This window comes from Pseudarthrobacter sp. S3 (assembly GCF_050156905.1).
In the GTDB taxonomy this organism is placed as follows: domain Bacteria; phylum Actinomycetota; class Actinomycetes; order Actinomycetales; family Micrococcaceae; genus Arthrobacter.
In genome coordinates this window covers 968,072-992,309 of sequence record NZ_CP189583.1, presented here as the reverse complement: position 1 = coordinate 992,309, position 24,238 = coordinate 968,072, and the positions used below count along the sequence as shown (strand labels likewise).

At 66.2% G+C, this 24,238-nt stretch carries 23 protein-coding genes, 1 tRNA gene and 2 riboswitches; of the genes, 7 read left to right on the top strand and 17 right to left on the bottom strand.

Annotated features, from left to right (window positions below):
• Positions 1-16: 16 nt before the first annotated feature.
• Complete coding sequence (locus ACQCSV_RS04845; RefSeq protein WP_426939225.1) at positions 17-862, bottom strand: inositol monophosphatase family protein; 846 nt, start codon at positions 860-862, stop codon at positions 17-19.
• 32 nt (positions 863-894) lie between these two features.
• On the opposite strand from ACQCSV_RS04845, the gene ACQCSV_RS04840 reads away from it, so the two are divergent.
• Positions 895-1,521, top strand: a complete 627-nt coding sequence (locus tag ACQCSV_RS04840; protein ID WP_426939224.1) for a hypothetical protein — start codon at positions 895-897, stop codon at positions 1,519-1,521.
• On the opposite strand, the gene ACQCSV_RS04835 is transcribed toward ACQCSV_RS04840, so the two are convergent.
• Positions 1,518-2,279, bottom strand: a complete 762-nt coding sequence (locus ACQCSV_RS04835) for a DUF998 domain-containing protein (protein ID WP_354155779.1) — start codon at positions 2,277-2,279, stop codon at positions 1,518-1,520. The two genes, ACQCSV_RS04840 and ACQCSV_RS04835, sit on opposite strands and share 4 nt — an antisense overlap.
• Before the next feature lie 83 nt (positions 2,280-2,362).
• Between ACQCSV_RS04835 and ACQCSV_RS04830 the strand changes: the two genes are divergently transcribed.
• The 3 genes from ACQCSV_RS04830 to ACQCSV_RS04820 all read left to right on the top strand — a co-directional run bounded on the left by ACQCSV_RS04830 (position 2,363) and on the right by ACQCSV_RS04820 (position 3,380).
• Positions 2,363-2,435, top strand: a tRNA-Arg gene (locus tag ACQCSV_RS04830).
• A gap of 1 nt (position 2,436) precedes the next feature.
• The gene (locus tag ACQCSV_RS04825) at positions 2,437-2,913 is read left to right on the top strand and encodes a DUF6314 family protein (RefSeq protein WP_354155780.1); all 477 of its coding nucleotides are present in this window, start codon (positions 2,437-2,439) and stop codon (positions 2,911-2,913) included.
• Positions 2,914-2,960: 47 nt separating this feature from the next.
• Positions 2,961-3,380, top strand: a complete 420-nt coding sequence (locus tag ACQCSV_RS04820) for an NUDIX domain-containing protein (RefSeq protein ID WP_354155781.1) — start codon at positions 2,961-2,963, stop codon at positions 3,378-3,380.
• 9 nt (positions 3,381-3,389) lie between these two features.
• Here the strand turns inward: ACQCSV_RS04820 and ACQCSV_RS04815 are convergent, their stop codons facing one another.
• Both ACQCSV_RS04815 and ACQCSV_RS04810 read right to left on the bottom strand, forming a co-directional pair.
• On the bottom strand, positions 3,390-5,303 hold the full coding sequence (locus ACQCSV_RS04815; RefSeq protein WP_354155782.1) for an ABC transporter ATP-binding protein: 1,914 nt from the start codon (positions 5,301-5,303) through the stop codon (positions 3,390-3,392).
• Positions 5,300-6,964 (bottom strand): ABC-F family ATP-binding cassette domain-containing protein, encoded by a 1,665-nt coding sequence (locus ACQCSV_RS04810; protein ID WP_354155783.1) that lies wholly within the window; start codon positions 6,962-6,964, stop codon positions 5,300-5,302. Before ACQCSV_RS04810 ends, ACQCSV_RS04815 begins: the two co-directional genes overlap by 4 nt.
• 248 nt (positions 6,965-7,212) lie before the next feature.
• Here ACQCSV_RS04810 and ACQCSV_RS04805 point away from each other — a divergent pair, with 248 nt between their 5' ends.
• Positions 7,213-7,968, top strand: coding sequence for a hypothetical protein (locus ACQCSV_RS04805; RefSeq protein ID WP_354155784.1), 756 nt, complete (start codon positions 7,213-7,215; stop codon positions 7,966-7,968).
• Entirely contained in the window at positions 7,965-8,702 is a 738-nt protein-coding gene (locus ACQCSV_RS04800) for a hypothetical protein (RefSeq protein ID WP_354155785.1), read from the top strand. The genes ACQCSV_RS04805 and ACQCSV_RS04800 overlap by 4 nt, the downstream gene beginning before the upstream one ends.
• A gap of 270 nt (positions 8,703-8,972) precedes the next feature.
• Here the strand turns inward: ACQCSV_RS04800 and ACQCSV_RS04795 are convergent, their stop codons facing one another.
• From ACQCSV_RS04795 to ACQCSV_RS04750, 10 genes are all read right to left on the bottom strand, one after another.
• Complete coding sequence (locus ACQCSV_RS04795; protein WP_354155786.1) at positions 8,973-12,008, bottom strand: glycoside hydrolase family 38 C-terminal domain-containing protein; 3,036 nt, start codon at positions 12,006-12,008, stop codon at positions 8,973-8,975.
• Positions 12,009-12,146: 138 nt separating this feature from the next.
• Entirely contained in the window at positions 12,147-13,082 is a 936-nt protein-coding gene (gene fdhD, locus ACQCSV_RS04790; RefSeq protein ID WP_354155787.1) for a formate dehydrogenase accessory sulfurtransferase FdhD, read from the bottom strand.
• A gap of 126 nt (positions 13,083-13,208) precedes the next feature.
• Positions 13,209-14,600, bottom strand: a complete 1,392-nt coding sequence (locus tag ACQCSV_RS04785) for a molybdopterin molybdotransferase MoeA (protein WP_426939223.1) — start codon at positions 14,598-14,600, stop codon at positions 13,209-13,211.
• A gap of 10 nt (positions 14,601-14,610) precedes the next feature.
• Positions 14,611-14,904 (bottom strand): DUF6457 domain-containing protein, encoded by a 294-nt coding sequence (locus tag ACQCSV_RS04780; protein ID WP_354159323.1) that lies wholly within the window; start codon positions 14,902-14,904, stop codon positions 14,611-14,613.
• On the bottom strand, positions 14,901-15,623 hold the full coding sequence (gene mobA, locus ACQCSV_RS04775) for a molybdenum cofactor guanylyltransferase (RefSeq protein WP_426939222.1): 723 nt from the start codon (positions 15,621-15,623) through the stop codon (positions 14,901-14,903). The genes ACQCSV_RS04780 and mobA overlap by 4 nt, the downstream gene beginning before the upstream one ends.
• A gap of 62 nt (positions 15,624-15,685) precedes the next feature.
• Positions 15,686-16,186, bottom strand: coding sequence for an HNH endonuclease (locus ACQCSV_RS04770; RefSeq protein ID WP_104062827.1), 501 nt, complete (start codon positions 16,184-16,186; stop codon positions 15,686-15,688).
• 237 nt (positions 16,187-16,423) lie between these two features.
• Positions 16,424-17,170, bottom strand: a complete 747-nt coding sequence (locus ACQCSV_RS04765; protein ID WP_426939221.1) for an NlpC/P60 family protein — start codon at positions 17,168-17,170, stop codon at positions 16,424-16,426.
• A gap of 171 nt (positions 17,171-17,341) precedes the next feature.
• Positions 17,342-18,034, bottom strand: a complete 693-nt coding sequence (locus ACQCSV_RS04760; protein WP_426939525.1) for a C40 family peptidase — start codon at positions 18,032-18,034, stop codon at positions 17,342-17,344.
• Between the two features lie 70 nt (positions 18,035-18,104).
• Positions 18,105-18,267, bottom strand: a riboswitch (cyclic di-AMP (ydaO/yuaA leader).
• 148 nt (positions 18,268-18,415) lie between these two features.
• Positions 18,416-19,240 carry a M23 family metallopeptidase gene (locus ACQCSV_RS04755; RefSeq protein WP_426939220.1) on the bottom strand — a complete coding sequence of 275 codons (825 nt, stop codon included), beginning with the start codon at positions 19,238-19,240 and terminating at the stop codon, positions 18,416-18,418.
• A gap of 3 nt (positions 19,241-19,243) precedes the next feature.
• Positions 19,244-19,462: riboswitch (cyclic di-AMP (ydaO/yuaA leader) on the bottom strand.
• A 155-nt stretch (positions 19,463-19,617) separates the two neighbouring features.
• Positions 19,618-20,313, bottom strand: coding sequence for a metal-dependent transcriptional regulator (locus tag ACQCSV_RS04750; protein ID WP_354155793.1), 696 nt, complete (start codon positions 20,311-20,313; stop codon positions 19,618-19,620).
• A gap of 277 nt (positions 20,314-20,590) precedes the next feature.
• Between ACQCSV_RS04750 and serC the strand changes: the two genes are divergently transcribed.
• Positions 20,591-21,721, top strand: coding sequence for a phosphoserine transaminase (gene serC, locus ACQCSV_RS04745; protein ID WP_426939219.1), 1,131 nt, complete (start codon positions 20,591-20,593; stop codon positions 21,719-21,721).
• 83 nt (positions 21,722-21,804) lie between these two features.
• Here serC and ACQCSV_RS04740 read toward each other — a convergent pair whose 3' ends face one another.
• Genes ACQCSV_RS04740 through ACQCSV_RS04730 form a run of 3 tightly spaced genes read right to left on the bottom strand, consistent with a single transcriptional unit; the run spans position 21,805 to position 24,132 of the window.
• Positions 21,805-23,139 (bottom strand): MFS transporter, encoded by a 1,335-nt coding sequence (locus ACQCSV_RS04740; protein WP_426939218.1) that lies wholly within the window; start codon positions 23,137-23,139, stop codon positions 21,805-21,807.
• Between the two features lie 45 nt (positions 23,140-23,184).
• Positions 23,185-23,739, bottom strand: coding sequence for a DUF3027 domain-containing protein (locus ACQCSV_RS04735; protein ID WP_426939217.1), 555 nt, complete (start codon positions 23,737-23,739; stop codon positions 23,185-23,187).
• 9 nt (positions 23,740-23,748) lie between these two features.
• Complete coding sequence (locus tag ACQCSV_RS04730; RefSeq protein WP_160677866.1) at positions 23,749-24,132, bottom strand: cold-shock protein; 384 nt, start codon at positions 24,130-24,132, stop codon at positions 23,749-23,751.
• Positions 24,133-24,238: the final 106 nt, after the last annotated feature.

Sequence of the window (24,238 nt, the reverse complement as noted above, 5' to 3'; positions counted from 1 at the left end):
CAAAGGCGGCCCGGCCTCAGGCCGCGGAGCCCGATTCGAGGGCGGCACGCAACTCCCGCACCGCCGTCGTGCCTCCCGCCATAAACCAGTCCAGCCCGTTGACCCGGACCGTGTCCGTGGCGCCGCCGGCGGCCCGGACGATTGCTTTGCCGGGCAGCCAGTCCCATTCCGGGCAGCTGTGCTGGAACCAGCATCCCAGCTGGCCATCGGCCACCCTGCCCAGGTCGCAGGACCCGGAGCCGAACATCCGCAGCGCCGCGGCGGACGTGGCGGCCGCGTGCCACGGCATGGCGCAGAGCGGATCCATCAGCCAGGTGGGGTGGATATACGTGGCCGCGCCGAGTTCGGCGAGTGCGGTCGCGTTACGCGCCCCCCCGTCCGGGACAGCGCCCGGGCCATGGTAAGTGGTGAGGGCCCCGCCGTTCAGAGTGGCCGCGTGGGCCGTGCCGCCGAGCCAGAGCTTGTCCTCCTCCGGCTGGAATATCGCGCCAAGCAGTACATCGGATGTGTCTTTAAGGGCAATGGCCGAGCACCAGTACGTTGAACCGTGCAGGAAGTTGTAGGTGCCGTCCACGGGGTCGATCACCCAGGTACGGCCGCTGGTGCCGGCCACTGAGGCGCCCTCCTCCCCCAGGATGCCATCCTCCGGCCGGCAGCGCTGCAGCTGCTCCAGCACATAGGACTCCGCGGCGTGGTCCGCGGCGGTCACCACGTCGGAGATGGAGGTTTTCTGCTGGGACTGCAGTCCGGCCATGCGCATCAGGAGGGCGAGCTGCCCGGCTTCGCGCACCAGGGCGGATGCCAGTTGGTAGTCGTCCAGGGCGGGGTCAAGTTCAAGGGTGCTGTGCCGGCCAATGGTCATGGACCCAGTTTAGGTGGAGTGATAATGGTGCCATGGCCAAAACCCCAGCGCAGCGGATCAAGAAGCACGGCTCCAAGGCGGCTGTTCCGCAGCACAGCCTTCCGCCGGTGATCAACCCCACCACCGGCCGTTCGCCGCAGAAGGCCCAGAACAACACCAACCTGATCCTCATCGCGGGCGTGACGGTGAGCCTGTTCCTGTTCTGGTACGTCCACCTGCTCACGCTGCAGCAGCTCACCCAACTCTCCGGCGGCCTGGCCATGCCCGACTCGCTCGTGGGAGGTTTTGACGCCGGCTACATCGGCCAACTGAACGCCGTCATGGATGACGACGCCCGCGGCCAGCTCAACTACGTCCACAAAACGGCCGGCACGCTGTTCCCCCTGATCTTCGGCTTCACATGGCTGCTCCTGATCGGGACCAACGCCGCCAGGAAGACGCTCCGCTGGGCTCTCTGGGCGGGGCCGCTGCTGTTTGTGGTGGTCCGGCTGTGGGGCAATGTCGCCATCGACGCCGCGCTGGGATCGGAAACGGCCGACGCCGGCCAGGTCGCCTTGGCGTCCGGGCTTACGGTTGCGGGGTGGGTGCTGTTCGTTCTTAGCCTGCTGACCGGGGCCGCGGCAGTGTTCCTGCGCAAAAAGCCCGCAAAAACCGACTAGGCCCGCGCGGCAGCAGTAGCGCGCCCGACTTTGCGCTGCCGGCGCACCCGCTGGGCGATCACGAGGCCCGCGGCCGCTACGCCTACGGTGACCGGATAACCCATCAGCCGTTCCAGCGTGCCCGGCTCCGGCACGTCCAAACGCGTGAGGCCGCCGGTCACCAGTGCGGCGAGCGACACCAGCCCGCACACCAGCACGAACCACCCCAGGGGCGTCTGCCGCAGCCACAACACGCCCAGCAGCAGCAGTGCCAACGCGCCGGCCAGGAAGTACATCAACGCGCCGACGAAGTGCCAGCCGGAGCCGACGTCTTCCGGCACCAGCCCCACGATTATGGTCCCGGCACCGGCGGCGCCGGTCAGAATCCGAACCCCGACCGCAGCCAACCAGGGCTTCCGGCGCGCCGGCTGGACCCTGGCCCCGGCCCGGGCAGCGACACACAGCAACCCCGAGCCCAGCAGCACTGCACCAAGCAACATCCCCAGGCCCTGGACCACAAACGAGGCGTTCATCAGCCAATGCAGCGGCGAACACACGTCCCGTCCGTCGTAGATCCCGCAGTTAAGCGCGCCGAGGTCGCTGATGTATCCGGTCCGGCGGTCGTAGGGTTGCGGGCCGCCCCAGGCTCCGATCACGGCCGTTTCCGCCACAAAATACTGCAGGACACTCAGGACGGACCAGGCGCCGATGTACTGGCGGGTGGAGGCTGTGTCCGGGAGGTAGGCCCCGGCGGGGGCGGATGTCGGGGCTGATCTCATGCCAAGAGCGTAGTACGGCCCACCACCTTGTATGCTTGTATCCGTGTCCGGACGGACCGGCCCTGCCGGTATGGCGGACATGCGCCCTCGTAGCTCAGTGGATAGAGCACGGCTCTCCTAAAGCCGGTGTCGTTGGTTCGATTCCAATCGAGGGCACTTGAATCTTCCTTCCCCGGAGTTCGACCTCCGCGCATACCTGCATGGCCCCCGGCCCTATGGGAACCTTCCCGTTCAGGGGAACTGGGCCGTCGAACGGCTGCTGTTGGACCGGTCCACCGGCACCCACGGGACCTTTGCCGGCGTCGTTCGTTTTTCCCCCACGCACGACGGCGGCCTGGACTTCCGTGAAGAAGGCACCATGCGGTGGCCTACCTTTACCGGTCCAGCCTCGCGCGAATACGTCCTGAAACCCGCCGCCCGGCCGGATGCCCTGGACGTGTTTTTTGCCGACGGGCGGCCCTTCCACCAGATGAGTTTCAGCCCGGAGGCCAGCCAGGACCGGCACTGGTGCGATCCCGATACGTACCGCGTGGCGTACAACTACGAAGGCGCGGACGCATTCAGTTACACCTGGGATGTGACCGGCCCGCGCAAGGACCTGCTGCTGACGTCCGCGCTGAAGCGGCTGGTCTGAAGCGACTTGCCTGAAGCGGCCCGTCGGAACAGGCTAGGCTCGGTACCGTGAAAGCCCGCATCGTTGTCTCCGCCGTCTGTGTCTTCGACGACGCCGGCCGGCTCCTGACCGTCCGCAAGCGCGGCACCAGCATGTTTATGCACCCCGGCGGCAAACCCGAAGCCGGTGAAACCGCCGTGCACGCCGCGGCGCGGGAACTTCAGGAGGAAGTGGGGATCGTTGTGGATCCGCGCGAGCTGGAGCTGATGGGCGTCTGGATCGCCGACGCCGCCAACGAGGCCGCCACGGACATCGAGGCCACCGTGTTTACGGCACCCGGAACCTGGACGGCACACCCCTCAGCTGAGATCGCCGAGATCCGCTGGCTGGACCTGGCAGCGCTGGACCGGGGCGCGCCGCTGCCCGCGGACCTCGCCCCACTGCTCACCGACCACATCCTTCCGGAACTGGCTGCGCTGCGCCGCTGAGAACTTGGGCTAGTACTCCGGAACGGCTTCCGCTGCCACTGCCGAGGCCTCGGCGAACTGCGTCTGGTAGAGCTCGGCGTACCGGCCATCGGCGGCCAGCAGCTCCGTGTGGTTCCCGCGCTCCACGATCTGCCCGTCCTCCACCACCAGGATGACGTCGGCGGCGCGGATGGTGGACAGCCGGTGGGCAATCACGACGGCGGTGCGCCCCTCGAGCGCGGCGCCCAGGGCCGCCTGCACGGCGGCTTCGTTCGTGGAATCCAGTGCGGCGGTGGCCTCGTCGAGGATGACCACGCGGGGCTGGGAGATCAGCAGCCGTGCGATGGTGAGGCGCTGGCGTTCGCCGCCGGAGAGCCGGTAGCCGCGCTCCCCCACCACGGTGTCCAGTCCGTCGGGCAGGGACCGGATCATGGTTTCGAGGCGGGCCTGCCGGATGGCGTCCCACATGTCCTCTTCGGTGGCGTCCGGCCGGGCGAGCCGGAGGTTGGAGGCGATGGATTCGTGGAACAGGTGCCCGTCCTGGGTGACCATACCCAGGGTGTCCCGCAGGGAATCGAAGGTGGCGTCCCGGACGTCCAGCCCGGTCCCGGGAAGGGTGCCGCCGAGCCGCACAGCGCCGGAATCGACGTCGTACAGCCGGGAAAGCAGCTGCGCGATAGTGGACTTTCCGGCACCCGATGAACCCACCAGGGCAACGGTCTGCCCCGGTTCCACGCGGAAACTGATGCCATGGAGCACCTCTTCGCCGCCGCGGGTGTCCAGCGTGGATACTTCCTCGAGCGAGGCCAGTGAGACCTTGTCCGCGGAGGGGTAGGCGAAGCGGACGTCGTCGAACTCCACCGAAACGTGTCCCGGCGGGATGGCCACGGCGTCGGGCTTCTGTTGGATCAGGGGCTTGAGGTCCAGGATCTCGAAGACCCGCTCGAAGCTGACCAGTGCACTCATGATTTCCACGCGGGCGCTGGACAGGGCGGTGAGCGGGGCGTACAGGCGGGTCAGCAGCAGTGCCAGCACCACGACGTCGCCCGCGGCGAGCTGCCCGCCAATGGCCAGCCAGCCCCCCAGCCCGTAGACCAGCGCCAAGGCGAGCGCGGAGACCAGCGTCAGCGCGGTGACGAAGGTGAACTGCAGCATGGCGGTGCGGACGCCGATGTCCCGGACGCGGCCGGCCCGGAGAGCGAACTCGCGGGATTCCTCATCCGGCCGGCCGAAGAGCTTCACCAGCGTGGCGCCCGGAGCGGAGAACCGCTCGGTCATCTGGGTGCCCATGGCTGCGTTGTGGTCTGCGGCCTCACGGCGCAGGTCCGCGAGCCGGGAGCCCATCCGGCGGGCGGGGATGAGGAAGATCGGCAGCAAGATCATGGCGAGCACCGTGACCTGCCAGGAGGTCCCGAGCATCACGATCAGCGTCAGGATCAGGGCCACCACGTTGCTGACCACACCGGAAAGGGTTCCCGCGAAGGCGGATTGGGCGCCGATGACGTCGTTGTTCAGCCGGCTGACCAGGGCCCCGGTGCGGGTACGGGTGAAGAACGCAATGGGCATCTTCTGCACATGGTCAAAGACCCGGGTGCGCAGGTCCACGATCACGCCTTCGCCGATGTTGGAGGACAGCCAGCGGCTGACGAGTCCCACCCCTGCTTCGGCTACGGCCACCACGGCGATCAGCATCGCCAGCCGGATCACTTCGTCGGTACCCGCCTTGGCCACGATGGTGTCAACCACCTGGCCGGCCAGCACGGGCGTGGCGACAGCCAGGAACGCCATCACAATGGACAGCGCCACAAACGCGATCAGTTTTGTCCGGTGGGGGCGGGCGAAACCCAGCACCCGCTTCAGCGTTGCCTTGGAGAAGGGCCGGGAGCCGTTTTTGGCCCGGGAGATGTTGTATAGGGAGTGCCAGGCAACGCCGTCCATGCTCATCGCTGTTGCTCCGTTGCGTCTGCCATCAGTTCAGTTACCGTTCCGTTGTCCACATTCCACCGTACATCCAGCCGCACGTTCTCCAGCAGCCTCCTGTCGTGCGTCACCAGGAGCAGCGCGCCCTCGTAGCTTTCCAGGGCCTCTTCCAGCTGCTCGATGGCGGGCAGGTCCAGGTGGTTGGTGGGTTCATCCAGGACCAGCAGGTTCACTCCCCGTGCCTGCAGCAACGCCAAGGCGGCGCGGGTGCGTTCCCCCGGCGACAGTGAATCCACCGGGCGTGTGGTGTGGTCCGCCTTCAGCCCGAACTTGGCCAGCAGGGTACGGACCTCCGCCGGCGTCAGGTCCGTGAGCACGGCTTCGACGGCGTCGCCAAGATTGAGATGGCCGGCCAGCAGCCCGCGGGCCTGGTCAATTTCGCCGACGGCTACCGAGGCGCCCATGGCCGCGTTGCCGGCGTCGGGCATCTGCACGCCCAGGAGCAGGCGCAGCAGCGTCGACTTGCCGGCTCCGTTGGGGCCGGTGATCCCGATCCGCTCCCCCGCGTTAAGCTGCAGGTTCACCGGGCCCAGCGTGAAGCTTCCCTGCTTCACGACGGCGTCACGCAAGGTGGCCACCACCGCACTGGAGCGCGGCGCCTGGCCGATGGTGAACTGCAGCTGCCATTCCTTCCGCGGCTCCTCCACCACGTCCAGCCGGGCAATCCGGGATTCCATCTGCCGGACCTTCTGTGCCTGCTTTTCCGATGACTCGGTGCTGGCGGCCCGGCGGATCTTGTCATTGTCCGGGCTCTTCTTCATGGCGTTCCGCACGCCCTGGGAGCTCCATTCGCGCTGGGTCCGGGCACGGGAGACCAGGTCTGCCTTGGTGGAGGCGAACTCCTCGAACTTTTCCCTCGCGTGGCGCCGCGCCACGGCGCGCTCCTCGAGGAAGGCATCGTAGCCGCCGTCGTAGACCGCCACGGAATTCTGCGCCAGGTCCAGTTCCACAATGGTGGTGACGCAGCGGGCCAGGAACTCGCGGTCATGGGAGACCAGCACCACACCGCCGCGCAGGCCCTGGACAAAAGCTTCCAGTTTGGCCAGGCCGGCGAGGTCAAGGTCGTTGGTGGGCTCGTCCAGCAGCACAACATCGAAACGGCTGAGCAGGAGCGCGGCGAGTGCCACGCGGGCGGCCTGGCCGCCGGAGAGCCCGGTCATGGGAGCGTGCGCTCCGGTGTCCAGGCCGAGGTCGGCCAGGACGGGCGGGATGCGTTCGTCGAGGTCTGCCGCGCCGGAGGCCATCCAACGGTCAAAGGCCAGCGAGTAGGCGTCATCGGCTCCCGGTGCGCCGGAACCCAAAGCCTCGGCGGTGGACTCCATCTCCACGGTGGCCTGGGCGCAGCCGGTCCGGCGCGCAATGTAACCTGCCACAGTCTCGCCGGCGACGCGCTCGTGTTCCTGGGGCAGCCAGCCCACAAAGGCATCGGCAGGCGCGAGGCTGACGCTACCGGACTGGGGCTGGTCCACGCCGGCCAGCAGTCGCAGCAGGGTGGATTTGCCGGCGCCGTTGGCGCCCACCACGCCCACCACGTCGCCCGGGGCCACCGTGAGGGAAAGTTTGGCGAACAGTGTCCGGTGGTCATGGCCGCCGGAAAGATCTTTGGCAACAAGGGTTGCAGTCATAGGTTGGTCCATCCTCTCCCGCCGCCCGGCCGGAGGAGCCCGCTTAAATCGGCCCGAAACTGCGGTGAATCCGCAATGTGCCGCCCCGAAAAGTGCCGGGGCACTAAAGAGCCCGCTGGTCCGGACTTGGGGGGTGTACGGACCAACGGGCTCGACCATCAAGCATAGTCGAACCAGCACGCCGCAACAAACCGTCTGCGGGATCAGGCTAAAATTGGAAGCGACCATCCGTTCAGTAGAGAGCCGATATGCCCATTCCTGCCAAGGCGTTCCAGCGCTGGCTGCACGGCATCGCCCCCCACACGAGCACGGCAGACGTCTGCCGCGTGTCCGGCATCAAGCGCACAACACTGGCCCAGCAGCTTGTCCGGGGCAAGGTAGCAGAGACAACTGTGGTCAACATCAGCCGCGCGTATAACGTCAACCCCGTGTCTGCGCTGGCGGCGTTCGATGCCTACAGCCTGCTCACGGACCCGCACCCGCCTACAAGGCCAGAACTGGTCAGCCAGATCTCCACCGCGGACCTCCTGCGGGCAGTTTTGGCGCGTTCAGACGCGGACCCGGGCGGCGCGCCGGCGCCTGCCGAGGCTGCCGAGCCGGCCGGTTCGTCGGCGTTGGAGCCGGCCCCGCACGCCACCTCGGTCAAGAACTGGGTGGAGGCCATCGACGACGGCGAACTGCGGCACCGGGTCTCCGTTGCCACCGGAATCGCCCCGCAGAACTATTCGGCGCAACTGACCGCGAACCGGCTGGCGCCGGAACTGGCGGTTGCCACCTCCCTTGCCGCCGGCGTCGGCCCTGCCAGCGGCCTGGTGGCCACCGGGCTGGTCACGGAGGCGGAGGCAGGCTGGCTTCCCGAAGCCCGGCAGTCCGCGCTCGACAGCCTATCCGACGGCGAACTGACCACGCTGGCAGGTGACCGGCTGCAGACACTCGGCCGCGCCCTCCGCCGGCAGGAACATGACCATGAAAAAACCGAAAAGATCTGGGAGAACCTGGGATGATCGAAATCCTGCAGTGGTCCACGCTGACTGTCTGCGGCCTGGCGGCCATCGCGCGCGTTCCCAGTGCCCTGAGGGGGAAGAACAGGACAGTCTTCTACATCTTTGCCCTGATGACGCTCGCCACCCTGCTCAGCATCCGGGCGCCGTACTTTGCCATCGACCAGGCGCTCGGCGGGGTTAACGCGGCCAATCTGCTGCTCCGCTTTGTCATCTTCGCCGCTATTTTCTTCGTGGGTATCCGCGTCACCCGGGGCTTTGGGGCCGACAGCGCTTACCGGCTGCTCACGGGACGGATCGGGATGGCCGTCCTGGGCCTGATCTCCCTCGCTGTGCTTGTACTGTTTCTCATGATGGATACGGCAGGGTCCTCCGCGGGATTAATCGCCATGTCAGGCCAGAATGCCAGGAACGGTCTACTGGTGGAGTACTACGGTGCAGCAGGCCGTGCCTACCCTGCCTACGTTTCACTGGTCCTGCTGCCGGCCATGGTCCAGGCCTGCCGGAGCAACCTTCCGGCCTTGATCCGGGTGGCGGCATTGCTGCTGGTTCTCGGATCGGTTGCCATTGGCGTGAGTCTGTTGTTCCCGGTGTTCCCACCGGCGCTTGACTCAGTGGAGTTTGTCATCAACTACACCGCCGTCCTGTGCTTTGTCATCGGGCTGGCGCTGATCTGGGTAGCCAAGCTGCGGTCCGGGTTGAATGCGCCTGGGAAAAAGACTTCTACCGGAAAGTAACCCTGCGTGCTTTCACAAAATCATTAGACATGGCACAATCATGAATGTGTGAAGTTGGGTGCCGGTTGTTCACGAACGGGGATAGATTCTGGACGCCGGGCCCGTTGAGTCTTTGCATTCTTTGGGGGGATGAGTGGTGGCGGGCCGTTGGGGACCGCCCCCACTCAGCCGTTTAACGGCCAGTCAGCATTTACTGCCCCGCCTGAGTGCTGACTCACCCCAGGGCTGCCCCGCCCGAGTGCGGCGGAACGGTCGGCATCCATGCCGCACCTACCGCGCGAACCTCAACGTCACCAGCTGGAACGGGCGCAGCAAAAGCTCCACCGACTGCTCTGCCGCGGCAGCGTTGACCCCGGGGGCCTCGATGATCCGCTCCAGCAGGTCCGTGGCCTGAACGGCCGTGACCGGGAAGTTCGCCGTGAGCACGCCGGCGGACCGCTGCCCGAGGGACTCGTAGAGGCGTACCACAACGTCGCCCGAACCGTCCTCGGCAAGCTTGACCGCCTCGATGACCAGGGCCGGGTTGTCCACGGCGAACAGCGGCTCCGCGCCGTGCGTGCCCTTGACCAGCCGGGGCACAAGGTTGGTGCGGTACCCCTCCTCCACGGCTTCGGCGATTCCGGCACCAGGGCGGATGGTCACGGTCAGTTCCTGATGGCCGCGGTCCGACGTCGGGTCCGGGAACTTCGGTGCCCGTAACAGGGAGAGACGCACCGAAGTGGTGGTTCCGCCGTCGGAATTCCGCACGCTCCTGGTGACATCGTGTCCGTAGGTGGCAGCATTGGAAATCGCAACACCGTAGCCGGGCTCGGCCACGTGGATCCAGCGGTGCGCGCAGATCTCGAATTTGGCAGCCTCCCACGAGGTGTTGACGTGGGTGGGGCGGAAGACATGACCGAATTGGGTTTCCGAAGCGGAGCGGTCGGCCCTGACGTCCAACGGGAAGCCCAGTTTCAGCAGCTTCTCGCTCTCCTGCCACTCCACGGCCGTGGTGATGGTGAGGGATCCGCTTCCGGCATCCAGCGTGATCCGTTGGGTGACCGGTGACGAGCCGGCAACCCGGTCCACCACCACAACGGCACTGGTTCCGGCATGCTCCAGCCGGATGGCCTGCGCCGCTGTGAGGGCCGTGACGTTGCGGCGGTAGAACTCATCGATGTCCCAGGCGTCCCACTGGTTGGGCGTGTCCCGGTGCAGTTCCAGCAGATTGCCGCGCGCACCTGGAGCGATGGCTTCGCGTCCCGTGGCGTAGTCGGTCAGGGAGGCAAGCAGGCCATCGGCATCCAGGACCGCCCTGATGATGCCGTTGTCCAGCACATGGCCGCCATTCAGCGCGGTTGCCTGGACCGGCCGGCCGGTCGGCGAAAGCTCTGCGGCCGCCAACGCCGGAACCCCGTTGCGCGCGTGCGGTGCGGCGTTGAGCAGGAAGGTCCGCGATCCCCCGCCGAGGAGCACGGCCGCCGCCTTCCCAATGAGGATTTCCAGGCTGGCGCTGATGGCGGCGTAGTTACGTTCCGCGTCCTGGTGGACCCAGGCTATGGAACTGCCGGGCAGGATGTCGTGGAACTGCTGCAGGAGCACCAGCCGCCATAGCCGCTTCAGCTCTGCTGCCGGGTACTCGAACGAACCGGGGTTGCGGACGGCAGCGGTGGAGCACCAGAGTTCGGCCTCGCGGAGCAGGTGTTCGCTGCGCCGGTTGCCCCGCTTGGTCTGGGCCTGGCTGGTGTACGTGCCGCGGTGAAGCTCCAGGTACATCTCCCCCACCCAGACGGGCAGGGAGGAGTACTCTTCCTCCGCCTGGGTGAAGAAACTCTCGGCGGACCCCACCCTGACTTTGGGCGAGCCTTCGAGGTTCGCGGTGCGGCTGGCGGCCGCCAGCATTTCGCGCGTAGGCCCGCCGCCGCCGTCGCCGTAGCCGAACGGGACAAGCGAGCTGTTGCCGTGCCCGTGGTCGCGGAAGTTCCGCTCGGCGTGCGCCAGTTCGCGTCCACTGAGCTCGGCGTTGTAGGTGTCTACGGGCGGGAAGTGCGTGAACAGCCGGGTGCCGTCGATGCCTTCCCAGTTGAAGGTGTGGTGCGGCATGCGGTTGACCTGGTTCCACGAGATCTTCTGCGTCAGGAACCAGCGGCTGCCCGCCGACTTGACGATCTGAGGCAGTGCCGCGGAATAGCCGAAGGAATCCGGGAGCCAGGCTTCGCGGCATTCGAGGCCGAACTCGTCGAGGAAGAAGTTCTTGCCCTCAATGAATTGCCGTGCCATGGCCTCGCCGCCGGGCATGTTGGTGTCCGACTCGACCCACATGCCGCCCACCGGGACGAACTGACCGGCCTTGACCTTTTCCCGGATCCGGCTGAAAAGCTCAGGGTAGAACTCCTTCATCCAGGCCAGCTGCTGGGCTGACGAGCAGGAGAACACAAAGCCCGGATCCTCATCCATCAGCGCCACCACGTTGGAGAACGTCCGGGCACATTTGCGGATAGTTTCACGCACCGGCCAGAGCCAGGCGGAGTCGATGTGGGCGTGGCCCGTAGCCACCAATTGATGGGCGGACGCATAGGCGGGCCTGGACAGGACTTCCGCCAGGGTTGCCCGCCCGGCTCCGGCGGTGCCCGGGACGTCGTCGGGATCCATCTGGTCCATCATGCGCTCCAGCGCACGGAGGATCTCATGGCGCCGCGGCTGCTCGGTGGAGAGTTCGTGCATGAGCCCGGCGAGGGTCCCGATGTCCTGCTGTAGTTCCCAGACCGTCTGGTTGAGTTCGGCGATGGCGATCCTGCCCAGCCGGTACTGCGGCGCCGTGCCTGATGTTGCCTTATCCCCGTAGGGTGTGGCGGCGAAGGTCCAACCTTGCGCCATGTCCGGGTTGGCGGCCGCCTCAACGTAGAAGTCAACGGACATGCCGCTGCCCAGGAGTTTCAGGGGAATGTACTGGTTCCGGGGCGAAATCGCCTTGATGATGGAGCCATCCGGGCGCCAGGCGATGCCCTCGCACTGGAATCCGGGGGCTTCGTTGATGAAGCCAAGGTCCACCACGATTTCCACCGCGGTGTCCGGTCCGGTGCCCCACGCCTCCGGGACGTCGCCCTGGAGGCGCAGCCACTTGGTGCCCCACGGCTTGCCCCAGGCGGCACCGTGCTCCTGCGGCTCGAAGTGATTCCGCAGTGCATCCAACACGGGCACCGGTTCGCCGGGGGCGTCCCAGCTGCTCAGGTTGAGCGGAACGGTGCGCGCGTAAACGGCGGGATTGATCCGCTCGCGGACAAACCGGTCCAAGCGGACTTCGGTGATCCGGCGGTCGTCATGCAATGTAAACCCTCTTAGGTGCTTGAACTGGAGTATTCGAGTCCGGACCAAAAGCTTCCAATCGATGGATAAAATCTACCGGCTAGTAGCTCAATAGCCAAGCACCACGGTAAATCTCCGCCGAAGGGGCCGGCACCGCTGTTATCCGGGCGCGTTCGCGCCTAATTCGTCCGCGGCCTTCCCGGGAACCGGCTCCGGAACCTGCGCAGGAACGTGCGTGGCGGACAGCGTAATCCTGCCCTGCCCGGCGTAGACATTCAGGCTCGTGCCCCGGCTGAATCCTGCCAGGGTCATGCCGCTGGCCTCCGCCAGCTCCACAGCAAGACTCGACGGCGCACTCACTGCCGCCAGTACGGGAATGCCCGCCAACGCTGCCTTCTGGACGAGTTCAAACGATGCGCGGCCCGAGACCTGCAGGACCAGCCCGGTCAGCGGAAGCAACCGCTCCCGCAGAGCCCAGCCCACCACCTTGTCCACGGCGTTGTGGCGCCCCACATCCTCGCGGAGGCACAAGAGCTGCACGCCGCCGTCGTCCGTTATGCGGAAGAGGCCCGCGGCGTGCACTCCGCCGGTAACGTCAAAAACGTCCTGGGCTTCGCGGAGCCGTCCTGGCAGTGAAGCCAGCACGTGGGCGGGCACGGTCAATGGATCCGCCGCGGGGCTGAAATGGGAGGACTTGCGCACTGCCTCGATCGAGTCCGTGCCGCAGATACCGCAGGAACTTGAGGTGAAGACGTTCCGTCCTTTCGCGGGGAGTTCGACGTCGGGCCGCAGCTGGGCTTCCACCACGTTGAACGTCTGGACGCCGTCTTCGTCCTCGCCGGCGCAGAACCGCAGCGATACCAGCTGCTCGGGAGCCCAGATAATCCCCTCGGACACCAGGAAGCCGGCCACCAGGTCAAAGTCGTCCCCGGGCGTCCGCATGGTCACCGAGAATGACAGCGGACCGAGCCGGATTTCCAGCGGCTCTTCGACGGCGAGGACGTCCTCGCGGTGGCGGACCGGGAACTCGAGGGCATTGGGCGAGCCATCCAAAACATACTTGTGCACCTTGCGGCGCTGCGTCACTCGCCCCATCAGCGAACCGCCAGACTGTCTTGAAGGGCCCCGTGGACTTTCCGGACCTGCCGGCTGGCGCTGTTCATAGGTCCATCATTGCACCACTGGCCGAACTGTGGCGTACGGGATTCCGCAGGACGTCGCCTAGCCAAGCAGGGCACTCCAGTCCACCGGACCGGCGGGCTTCGCAGTGTCCTTGCCAGCTGCCCGGGTGGCTGGTTTCGCGCCGGACCTACTCTTGGTCTTGCTGCCCGGCTGATCGGGCGTGGGCACCGGCGGTCCCCACGGCAAGGCAAACGCCGGGACGGGTTCGCCCAGCTGCACCCCATGCGGCGGAACAACCATCACCCCGTGCGCCGACGCCAGTCCGCGCATCATCCCGGGACCGGTGTGTTTGGCCGGTGACGCCATCCCGTACAAAAGCCGGAACGGCATCAGCCTGGTCCGCCCCGGCTCAGCCTCGATGGTGGTCCCGCACGGGACCTCCTGCACCGGCGGCATGGCGCCGTGGCCCAGCGCGGCCAGCAGCGGTTCGCCCACCGTGGACAGTGCCATCATGGCGGCCAGCGGGTTTCCGGGGAGCCCCAGGACAAAGCGCCCATCGGGGAGTTCGGCCAGGACAGCCGGATGCCCGGGGCGCATGGCGATGCCGTCGATAACCAGCCGCCCGCCCAGTTCCGCAACAGCGCGGCGGAGGTGATCGGTGTCCGAGACGCCCGTACCGCCGGTGGTGATCACGACGTCGGCCGGCAGCGCGGAGGGGTCGGGAACCTCGGGTGGGAGGTCCGCCAGACCGCCCAGCCACTCAGCGTAAGAGTCGCCGATCCGTTCCTGGCCGCCGTCGATGCCGCCAAGCATTTCCACAACGCCAGCGAGCTGCGGACCGAAGGTGTCGCGGACCTGCCCTGGGACCGGCAGCCCCTGGGCTACAACTTCGGAGCCGGTCAGCAGGAGCTTAACCACCGGCTTGCCCCGGACCAGCAGGTCATCGTGCCCGGCCAGGGCCGCGACCGCCAGATGGGCCGGGTTCAGCGTTACGCCGGCCTTGACCAGCACTTCTCCCGCGGCGGCTTCCTCGCCGGCCTTCCTGATGTGCTGGCCGTTCCCGGGCTCGCCGGGACGTGCAGCGCCGCCGGTCATCAGCAGCGGCAGGCCGTCGTCGTCCATAACGAGCACTGCACTTTCGCTGCGCAGGACGGATTTAGCCCCGGGCGGGATCAGCCCGCCGGTGACGATGGGGCTGGCCTGGTGGGGTGCCAGCCGCTGGCCGGTCTCCGCCACGATCCACGGACCGCTGCCGTTGACGGCCCAGCCGTCCATCGCAGATGACGCGTAGTGCGGCATGTCGTGCAACGCCGTAATGTCGCCGGCCAGGACCCTGCCCAGCGCCTGGCCCACGGGAACCCGGCCCGGCGGAATCGGGGTGGCGATATCAAAAGCGGCCTTGCGCGCCTCCTCCCAGGTGTGGGCAAGGTGCTTTGCCGGGGCTGCCTGCTGCTGGGGATTTTCGGATACGTCGCCGGGGGCGGCGGTCACTGAACGGAAGTCATTCGACGGGGGTCCTGGCAGATTCGGCATCATAGTCAGCAGCGAGGGTGCGGGCACGGTCCATGGCGGCGGTCATGGCGGCAGCGTTCGTAGCCTGTCCCGATCCAGCAGCCAGGCCGGCGGCGAATCCGGCAATAAAGGTGGTGAGAGGGGCGGCCGGGCGGACCACTGAGTGTGCCGCCACACCGGCCAGCGACAGAATGGTGTTGACATCGATCTGGACGTCCTCCAGTTCATACGCCTGGAGCAAGGACCTGCACCACTCTTCCAGCGTCTCTTCCTGGCTTTTCACGCGCTGCCTCCCAAATTGTCTGCGGCAGTGTTGCCCCGGAGCCCGCTTAGGGGATCCGAACCGGCCACACCAAGTGCGGCGGCATCGTCCCAGGTGTCCACATCGGCCGTGGAGCCGGCCGGAACGGCGACATGCTGCACGTCCAGACTAGCAAGGAGTGCCCGCACCGACCCATTAATTAATCGTCCTGCGGTTTCCAGTTGGATGACAGATCGTTGTAGCGCGGCTGTGCTATAAAAGCCAACCAGTGGCTGGCTGCGGCCATCCTCCGAGACGGCCAACACGCCGTCCGGTTCCCGGCCCGGGTGCTGACCCTCGGAGCTTTCCGCACCGGGGCCTCGTGCACGCAACGCAGCCTTCAGTACCGCCACCGCCTGCCCCACGTTGGGCATGTCGCAGGCCAGCACCAGCGTCAGCGCGGGGCGGCTGCCGTCCGCAGCAGCCAGGGCCGCCAGCCCGGCCGCAATGGCAGCCGCTGGACCGCTAAACGGCGGTTCCTCGCGGCAGCGCAGAAACCCGGCCGGTACTTTCCAGCCAGGCACTTCCCCAGTGTCCGGACCAACTACGACGGCGGCCCGGGCTCCCCCGGCAGCGGCCACGGAGCGGCGCAACAGGGAGTCGCCGTCGTACGTCAGGCTCTGTTTGGGCACACCACCGAGCCGCGACGAACGGCCGCCGGCGAGGATGACGGCATCGAAGTCGAGGGGGTCAGCGTCCACCCACCCAGCTTAACGGTGCGGGGGCTGGAATACTGTGCGGGGCTGGCACTAGCGGCCGGAATTCAGGCGGCCCGTTCCGGCAACAGGAACGGGTCCCAGGCCGGCGTGGGCTTCTCAAGTTCCTTGATCTGCCAGATAGTGCCATGAGGCGGTTCCGGGACAAACCTGAGCTTCCAGCCCATTTCAGCCGGAGTGTGGTCGCCTTTGGTGTTGTTGCAGCGAAGGCAGGCAGCCACCAGGTTTTCCCAGGAGTCGGCGCCGCCACGTGATTTCGGTTGCACATGGTCAATGGTGTGGGCACCTTTACCGCAGTACGCGCACCGGTGACCGTCCCGCCGCAGGACTCCGCGGCGGCTGACCGCAGTGCCCTGGTTGTATCTCGGGCGGATGTAGCGGTTCAGGAGAATCACGGACGGGCGGCCCAGAATCTCCTGGGGCCCCACCACAGGGTCATCGCCTTCGGCAATAACGCTGGCCTTGCCCGTGAGCACAAGCACCAGCGCCCGGCGGAAGGTGACTACCGCCAGCGGTTCATATCCAGCATTCAGAACGAGAGTGCGCATGCACGTACCTCTTCGTGGCCGCACCCGTCAGGGGCACGAGGGCCGGCTGCCCCCGGCATATCCGGGCTATGGATCGACACCACAAGAGTAAACAAAGAATCCCGGGATCAACTAATTTCGGACGCAGCAGCAGTCACGTGTCGGATCGGGACACGCGTCCGGGTCGCTGCAGCAGCCCTGCCAACAACAAAGGACCCCAGCCGTGAGGCAGGGGTCCTTTGAAGATCGACTTTGGTGCTAGCGCACGCGGATGTAGACCGGTCCTGAACCAACGTTGGCGCTGAACACAACAGTCTGGTTGCCGTTGTAGCCGCCGTGCACGGCTTGTCCGTTACCGGCGTAGACGGCAATGTGGGCAACGCCGGCGCCGCCATCTGCGTAGTACAACAGATCGCCGGGCTGGGCCTCGGCTGCACTAACGGTCGCGCCCAGAGACAGGTAGCCGGCGGGCCAGCCGTGGTAGTTGATACCCACGGCGGCCAGGGCGTTGGTCACCAGCATGGTGCAGTCCTGCGTCACACCCAGCTGGGCGTACGCAGCAGAGAGGATAGCAGCACCCTTGCCGCTGGCAGCTACCGGGGCCGAGGGAGCAGCCGGCGTTGCCGACGCGACCTTGATGGTTGCCGCGGGCTTCGCCGGAGCCGGAGCTTCAATAACCGGCGCGGGAGCCTCAACAGGAGCCGGCGTGGTGGTCACGGCTGGCTTCTCGTACGAGATGGCAATGGTGGAGGCAGCCGAAATGATGGCAGGCGCGGAAACCCCAACTTCGAGGTTCGAAGCGGAAGCAGCTTCACGCTGGACTCCGGAGTCTGCCGCGTTCGCAGCGATACCACTGGTCAGGACAAGACCGGAGGCAGCAGCGATAACCGCAGCTTGGCGGCCCATGCCGCCGGCGTTGTCGCCGACAGCTTTGGCAATGACAGCCAGCGAGTTGGTCTTGGTGACCTCGGCGCGGTGCCGTGCAACAGTTGCACGTGTAGTCATTAATTTCTCTCTTTCGTTTTCCTCAGGACCGCGTGGGCAGCCCAAGGGCTTTGGACGCGCCGGCATCTTGGGGGTACGCCGGCACGCCCCGAACGGGGATTTAGCGAAAAGTTTCCGGCGAAGAATCCATTCCGTCAGCGCAGGGCTGCAGGAACTGCCGGATGGCGGGAACTACGGGGCCAGCGTGAAGAACGCGGACGAGCCCGTGGATGCCACGGAGTGGAGCAGGGTGCCCTGTGACGGGTTAAGTGCGCTGATCATCATGCCGTTGCCGACGTAAATGCCAACGTGGGCGCCGCCATTCTGCATGACCAGGTCACCGGGAGCTGGTGTGGCGGTGGGCCGCATGGCTGTCCAGGCATTGGTGCGGGGAATGCTGATGCCGGCCTGGGCGTAGACCCACTGCGTGAAGCCTGAGCAGTCCCAGCCGTTGGGAGTGGTGCCGCCCCAGACGTAGGGGTGGCCGATACCGGTGTAGGCAATTGCTGCCAGACCCGAAGCGGCGGCGGAGGAGACAGTGTCAGCGAGCTTGGAGGCGTCGGCGAGCTTGGAGGCCGCGACCTCGGTTGCCGCAGCACCCTGAGCCCCGGTTTCGGAGGCCGTGGACTGCGCACGGACCGTCTCAACCTTCGGTGCCGGCGTGGTCTTGATCACGGGGCGCTCGAAGGAAACGGTAGCCGTGGGCGCCGCAGTTACGGCAAGTGCCGTCTGCGCGGAACCGGACTCGGTAGAGGCGGAAACACCGGCGGTGGTATCCGCGGCGTTGGCCGGAAGTCCCATGCTCAGGATCAGACCTGATGCAGCTGCGATAACAGCAGCCTGGCGACCTACGGTCCCGGCGTTGGCACTGACCGCCTTGGACACGGATCCCAAGGGGTTGGTGCGAACCAGTAGTGCGCGGTGGCGCGCAGAATTATGGCGTGAAGACACGAAGGTAGCCTCTCCCAATGCCTGCGAGGTGAGCTGTCGGATTCGGATGGGAGTCACCCGGCCACGCTGCTTCACAGTGGAAGCTTTGCGACTTAACCCCAAGGCCTTCAGATTCGAAGACCAAAATTGGTTCCCCCGCCCCTGCCAGACGATGTCATGCGAACGGACCTTGAGCGGTGGCAGAGCTAGGCAATCCACTCAAGAACGTCAACTTCGGAAAAGTTGACGCGCTTTAGACGTTACAGGAGTTCAGCGCCAATGTCACATTCAGGTCACGGCAGGTCGCGGCGATTCGAGAGTTTGCCATCATTTGATTCAGAGCCAGCCGCTGGGGTCAACGACTTCGCCGTTTACCTGGACCTCGAAGTGGAGGTGGCAGCCCGTGGAGGCGCCCGTGGTGCCGCTGAGGGCAACCACATCGCCGCGGCTGACCGTCTGGCCCATCTTGACGTTGGCGGAGGAGAGGTGGTTGTACGTGGTTTCAAGGCCGTTGCCGTGATCCACCACCACGCGGTTGCCGCCACCGTACTGGTGCCAGCCAACGAAGGTCACGGTGCCGCTGGCAGCAGCCAGGACAGAGGTTCCGCACTGCGCTGCGAAGTCCTGGCCACGGTGGAAGTCGCCGGAGCCGCCGGTGATGGGGCTGACCCGGAATCCGAAGGGAGAGACTGTAGCCAGCTGGGCCAGCGGCGGGCCGAGGCTTCCGGCAGAGGCGGCGCGGGTAATGGATCCCGCGGACTGGGCGCTCAGCAGCTGCTTCAGTTTGCCGTCGGGATCACCTTGGGTTACCACGGACGAGCGGCTGAAATCTATTTGGGCGGCGGCTTCGGCAGTGACTTCAGGCTGCGGAGCCGCGGAAACGGCCGACGCGGCCTGGCCGGGTGAAGGAGTTGCCATCACGGGGCCGGTCACAGGAACCGTCACGGTGAGAGCCAGGCCTGTTGCCGCCAGGGCGATGCCGGCCTTCTGGCCCAGGCCACTGGCAGCGGCGAAGTCCGTCATCTGCCGGAAGGGTCCCCGGCGGCGGCGGGCTTCCCGCTGTGGGTCGCGGGGCCTCTCCGCGGTGAAATCCTCGGCCACTCTCGGCGCCGAAGCGGGGCCAACCGCGCGACGGCGGCCCCTGGAGTATTGCGTGGTCAAGAATGTTCCTCTCTGGATAGCCTGCGAAGTTAGCTGTCGGATTCGGGTCAGAGAGTTCAAAGACCCGGTCCGCCGTGACAAGCACTTGACGCAGAGATATCCCGTGAGGATCCTTCGCTGGAAGAGGCTTGCTGCTGACGGACTTCACCCCAAGGCAGTCTCGCGACTGCCGGTTGTGGTTCCCCCGCCTCTGCCAGTTGGTGACTCGTGCACCTGATCCGCTGGCAGAGCTCGGCTCCGGATCAGGTAACGCTTTTGTATCGACGCTGCGTTTCAACTATAGGCGATTAAGTTGGACAGTAACAATTCCGTTATCTTTGCGGAACCTGGCGCCATTGCGCTAGTGCGCGGCCCCACGCGAGGGAGCCGACGTCCCGTCAGCGGATGGAAACGAAGACGTGCGATGCCACTTCCGGGGGCAGCTCGAGCGCCCCTTCTATGCCCGGAACCCGCACGGAGATGTACTCCCCCACGCGCTCCAGGGACACCGAGGCGCCGGGCCTGATTCCGCCCTCGTCCAACTGGACCAGCAACTCAGGCTCCACCTGGATGGGCTCGGCCAACCGGCTTACCGTCACGTTCGACGCCGGCCCGTAGGCCTGCATCGCGTCAAGGAGATTAATCACTCCGGCATCAGGCAGCGCCGACGCCGGCCCGCCCAGGGCCGCCAGCCCGGGGATGGGATTGCCGTAGGGAGAATCGGTGGGGTGGTTGAGCAATTCGTAAATGCGCTGCTCAACGCGTTCGCTCATCACATGCTCCCAGCGGCACGCCTCATCGTGGACGTAGGCCCAGTCCAGGCCAATCACGTCCGCCAGGAGCCGTTCCGCCAGCCTGTGCTTGCGCATCACTTCCGTGGCGCGCTTCCGCCCGGCCCCGGTCAGTTCCAGGTGGCGGTCTCCGGAGACCACCACCAGTCCGTCGCGTTCCATCCGGCCGATGGTTTGGGACACGGTGGGGCCGGAATGCCGCAGGCGTTCGGCGATGCGGGCGCGAAGAGCAACGATGTTCTCTTCTTCAAGCTCCAAAATGGTCCGAAGATACATCTCCGTAGTATCGATCAGATCCGTCATCCAGCTCAGCTCCTCGAGCGCAGTACCTTGCGTTGTCCCACCGTATCGCGTCCAGCAGCGGCGAGGTCCGGTAAAAAGCTTAGCCTATTTTGAGTTTGTCCGGATAATCCCCGGACGGGGCCCACATGGTCTCATTGGCCGGACTATGACGGTGCCGGTTCCTGCCCACTCGAGGGGTTCAGGCAGAATAAGGGAGGCCCTTAATGCAGTCACTGCCGACTACCGGCCACCCCACCGTCCGGACGTGAGCGACGTCCATGTCGAAATTGGAGCCCCCGTGAGCGAAACCAGCATCACTATTCCTGCCGACCTCTTGCCAAAGGATGGACGGTTCGGCGCGGGACCGTCCAAGGTCAGGCCGGAGCAGCTCGAGGCGCTCTTAGTGGCGTCCAAGACCATCCTGGGCACCTCCCACCGCCAGGCCCCCGTCAAGAACCTCGTAGGCTCCGTCCGTGAAGGCCTCAGCCAGTTCTTCCGCGCCCCCGAAGGCTACGAAGTGGTCCTCGGCGTCGGCGGCTCTACAGCATTCTGGGACGTCGCCAGCTTCGGTCTGGTGGAGAAGAAGGCCCAGCACCTGTCCTTCGGCGAGTTCGGCTCCAAGTTCGCCTCGGCCACCAACAAGGCCCCGTTCCTGGACGCCTCCTCCATCATCACGTCCGAGCCCGGCACCCGCCCGGCATCGGCCGCCGAGGCAGGCGTGGATGTCTACGCCTGGCCGCAGAACGAAACCTCCACCGGCGTCGCCGCTCCGGTCAAGCGCGTTGCGGGCGCCGATGCCGGTTCCCTGGTCGTGGTAGACGCCACCTCCGCAGCCGGCGGCCTGGACGTGGACGTCTCAGAGACGGATGTCTATTACTTCGCCCCGCAGAAGAACTTCGCATCCGACGGCGGCCTGTGGCTGGGCCTCTTCTCCCCCGCCGCGCTGGAACGCGCCGCCCGGATCAAGGCCAGTGGCCGCTGGATCCCGGATTTCCTGGACCTTCAGACCGCCATCGACAACTCCAAGCTGAACCAGACCTACAACACGCCGTCGCTCTCCACCCTGGTGACCCTCGACGCGCAGGTGCAGTGGCTGAACGCCAACGGCGGCCTGGACTTCGCGTCCGCCCGCACCGCTGACTCCGCCGGCCGGATCTACTCCTGGGCCGAGGCCGCCGAGTACACCACCCCGTTTGTGGCCAAGGCGGAAGACCGTTCCAACGTCATCGCCACCGTCGACTTCGACGACTCGATCGACGCCGCCGCGATTGCCACGGTGCTGCGCGCCAACGGGATCGTGGACACCGAGCCGTACCGCAAGCTGGGCCGCAACCAGCTCCGGATCGCCACGTTTGTGGCCATCGAGCCGGCTGATGTCACTGCGCTGCTGGCAAGCATTGATTACGTGGTGGGCGAGCTGCGCAAGTAGCGCACCCGCGCGAACGGACACTTGGGGCCCAGATACCGGGGCCCCAAGTGTTCGTTCGCACTGTTTTGTGGTGACGCCAGCTGTCAGCGTTCGACGGCGTCGTCCGGGTTTTCGTCCCAGGCGGCGCCGTTTGCGTTGTCCCCCGGTTGTTGGACGCCCAGATGCGAGACGACGCCGAAGTACCGCAGGCCGCGGGCGCGGCGGTTGAAGGTGAGCCGGAGCTGCTGGGCGCGGATGATCCAGATCATTCCGATCACGGCGGCGATGATCCCGGACGCGGCCGCCACGGAAAGGGACCACCGGGGGCCAGCGACGTTGGCCACCCATCCCACCAGGGGGGCGCCTATGGGTGTGCCGCCCATAAAGATGGCCATGTACAACGCCATAACCCTGCCCCGCATGACGGGATCGGTGGTGGTCTGGACGTAGCCGTTGGCGCTGGTCATCATGGTGATCGCGAACAGGCCCACCGGCACCAGCGCTACGCCGAACCAGAAGTAGTTCGGGGCAAGCGCCGCCAGCCCCGACGTCACGCCAAAGGCAGCCGCCGCGCCGAAGATCATCCGAAGGCGGGGTTTGCCGCGGCCGGCGGATAGCAGCGCCCCCGCCACGGACCCGATGGCCATGATGGAATTCATAAGCCCAAAGGCGCTGGCATCCAACCCGAATTCCGTGCCCACCATCGCGGCGATGAACAGTACGAAGTTCAGCCCGAGTGTGCCCACGATGAACACGGCTACGAGGACCACCAGAATGTCCGGCCGGAACCGGACGTAGCGCAGCCCTTCCCTGATGCGGCCCTTGCCCGGAGCGGCCCGGGGAAGCCGGCGCAGCGACGCGGAGGGGATTTTCCACAGGCTTAGGAGCATGGCCAGGAACGTGGCGGTATTGATCAGGAACACCCAGCCAGGACCAACCGCCACGGTGAGCACGCCGGCCACGGCGGGTCCGATCATGCGGGCGACATTGAAGGAGGCGCTGTTCAGGGCCACTGCGTTGGGCAGGTAGTCGTCCCGCACGAGTTCGGAAACGAAGGTCTGACGGACCGGGGCATCGAGCGCGGACACCATGCCCAGCAGCAAGGCAAAGCCGTAGACGTGCCACAACTGGCCGGCGCCGAGCACCACCAGGAGGCCCAGTCCGGCGCTCAGGAGGGCCATCATTGACTGCGTCATGATCAGCAGCTGCCGGCGGCTGTACCGGTCAGCCACGAGGCCGGCGATGGGCGCCAGGAAGAGCTGCGGTCCCAGCTGCAGCGCCATGGTAATGCCCATGGCCCCGGCGTCGTGCTCGGTGAGGTGGTCAAACACCAGCCAGTCCTGGGCCGTCCGCTGCATCCAGGTTCCGATGTTGGAAACCAGTGCGCCGATGAACCAGATCCGGTAATTGAGGATGTGCAGGGATTTGAAGGTGGACATCAGTGCCGGCCTTCTTGGTCCTCAACCCTGCGCATTCTCAACTGCTTAGTCAGCCTCGCCGGCGGGTTCGTCGTCCTCGGCGTCTTCGTCATCGGACCCGGAAGCGTCAGCCTCGGCCGGCGAAGCGTCGGCCTGCGAAGTCTCCGGCTCCGAAGCGGAAGCAACAGCTGCGCGCGGTTCCTCTTCCTCTGCCGCCTGTGCGTCCTCGGGGCGGACGCGCTCTGCCCACGGCACCCACTCCGGGGAAAGGATGGAATCCTCGGACGGCAGGAGGCCAAGCTCGCTGACCGTGACCACCTTGGAGCGGGAATTCCTGGTCAGGACCGCATACCACTGCCAGCCGTCGTAGCCGGCCATTTTTGATTCGAAGAGGTGGGTGACCAGGCGGTCGCCCTCACTTTTGGCAGCCAGGTGCGCACCGATGTCCGACGCCGCCGTGATGCCTTCGATTGCGGTCCGCGCCTCACCAACGGCAGCAGCGAGGAAGGCGTCCGGCTTGCCGGTCCGCCATACGGGGACGCCGGTCCGGGACTTGGCCCCGGCTTTGGCGCCCACCGTCTCCGGTGCCGTGGTGTCCGGCTGTTCAGCTTCCGTGTCCATGGCCAAGACCTAAACGTCCAGCTCGTCGGCAACCTTACGCAGGGCAGCCGCGATGGCCTTGCCCTTGTTGCCTTCCGGGTACTTGCCCGCGGACAGGGTTCCGGAAAGGTTGTCCAGCACGCTGACCAGGTCCTGGACGAGCGGCGCGAGGTCCCGGGCGCTGGGCCGCTTGGCCTTGGCGATTGACGGCGTTTTGTCCAGGACTCGCAGGCCCAGGGCCTGCGCGCCCTTGCGGCCGTCGGCAACGCCGAACTCAACGCGTGTGCCTGCCTTCAGCTCCGTGATGCCGTCGGGCAGCGATGATTTGGGCAGGAAGACTTCCTGGCCGTCCTCGCCTGCGAGGAATCCGAAACCTTTTTCCTTGTCATACCACTTGACCTTGCCGGTAGGCACGTAATCAACCTTCTTCGTTCTGACGTCTTCTGACACGGCCGGCAGTCACCGCATCCGCACTGATGTGCGGGTTCAGGGTATGACGGCAACGGACCGTGTTGGTCTG

Bases quoted from the DNA above. Each gene is read 5' to 3' on its own strand.
- ACQCSV_RS04845 (WP_426939225.1), bottom strand. From the start codon at position 862: ATGACCATTGGCCGGCACAGCACCCTTGAACTTGACCCCGCCCTGGAC.
- ACQCSV_RS04840 (WP_426939224.1), top strand. From the start codon at position 895: ATGGCCAAAACCCCAGCGCAGCGGATCAAGAAGCACGGCTCCAAGGCG.
- ACQCSV_RS04835 (WP_354155779.1), bottom strand. From the start codon at position 2,279: ATGAGATCAGCCCCGACATCCGCCCCCGCCGGGGCCTACCTCCCGGAC.
- ACQCSV_RS04815 (WP_354155782.1), bottom strand. From the start codon at position 5,303: ATGAGCATGGACGGCGTTGCCTGGCACTCCCTATACAACATCTCCCGG.
- ACQCSV_RS04810 (WP_354155783.1), bottom strand. From the start codon at position 6,964: ATGACTGCAACCCTTGTTGCCAAAGATCTTTCCGGCGGCCATGACCAC.
- ACQCSV_RS04805 (WP_354155784.1), top strand. From the start codon at position 7,213: ATGCCCATTCCTGCCAAGGCGTTCCAGCGCTGGCTGCACGGCATCGCC.
- ACQCSV_RS04800 (WP_354155785.1), top strand. From the start codon at position 7,965: ATGATCGAAATCCTGCAGTGGTCCACGCTGACTGTCTGCGGCCTGGCG.
- fdhD (WP_354155787.1), bottom strand. From the start codon at position 13,082: ATGGGGCGAGTGACGCAGCGCCGCAAGGTGCACAAGTATGTTTTGGAT.
- ACQCSV_RS04770 (WP_104062827.1), bottom strand. From the start codon at position 16,186: ATGCGCACTCTCGTTCTGAATGCTGGATATGAACCGCTGGCGGTAGTC.
- ACQCSV_RS04765 (WP_426939221.1), bottom strand. From the start codon at position 17,170: ATGACTACACGTGCAACTGTTGCACGGCACCGCGCCGAGGTCACCAAG.
- ACQCSV_RS04750 (WP_354155793.1), bottom strand. From the start codon at position 20,313: ATGACGGATCTGATCGATACTACGGAGATGTATCTTCGGACCATTTTG.
- ACQCSV_RS04740 (WP_426939218.1), bottom strand. From the start codon at position 23,139: ATGTCCACCTTCAAATCCCTGCACATCCTCAATTACCGGATCTGGTTC.
- ACQCSV_RS04735 (WP_426939217.1), bottom strand. From the start codon at position 23,739: ATGGACACGGAAGCTGAACAGCCGGACACCACGGCACCGGAGACGGTG.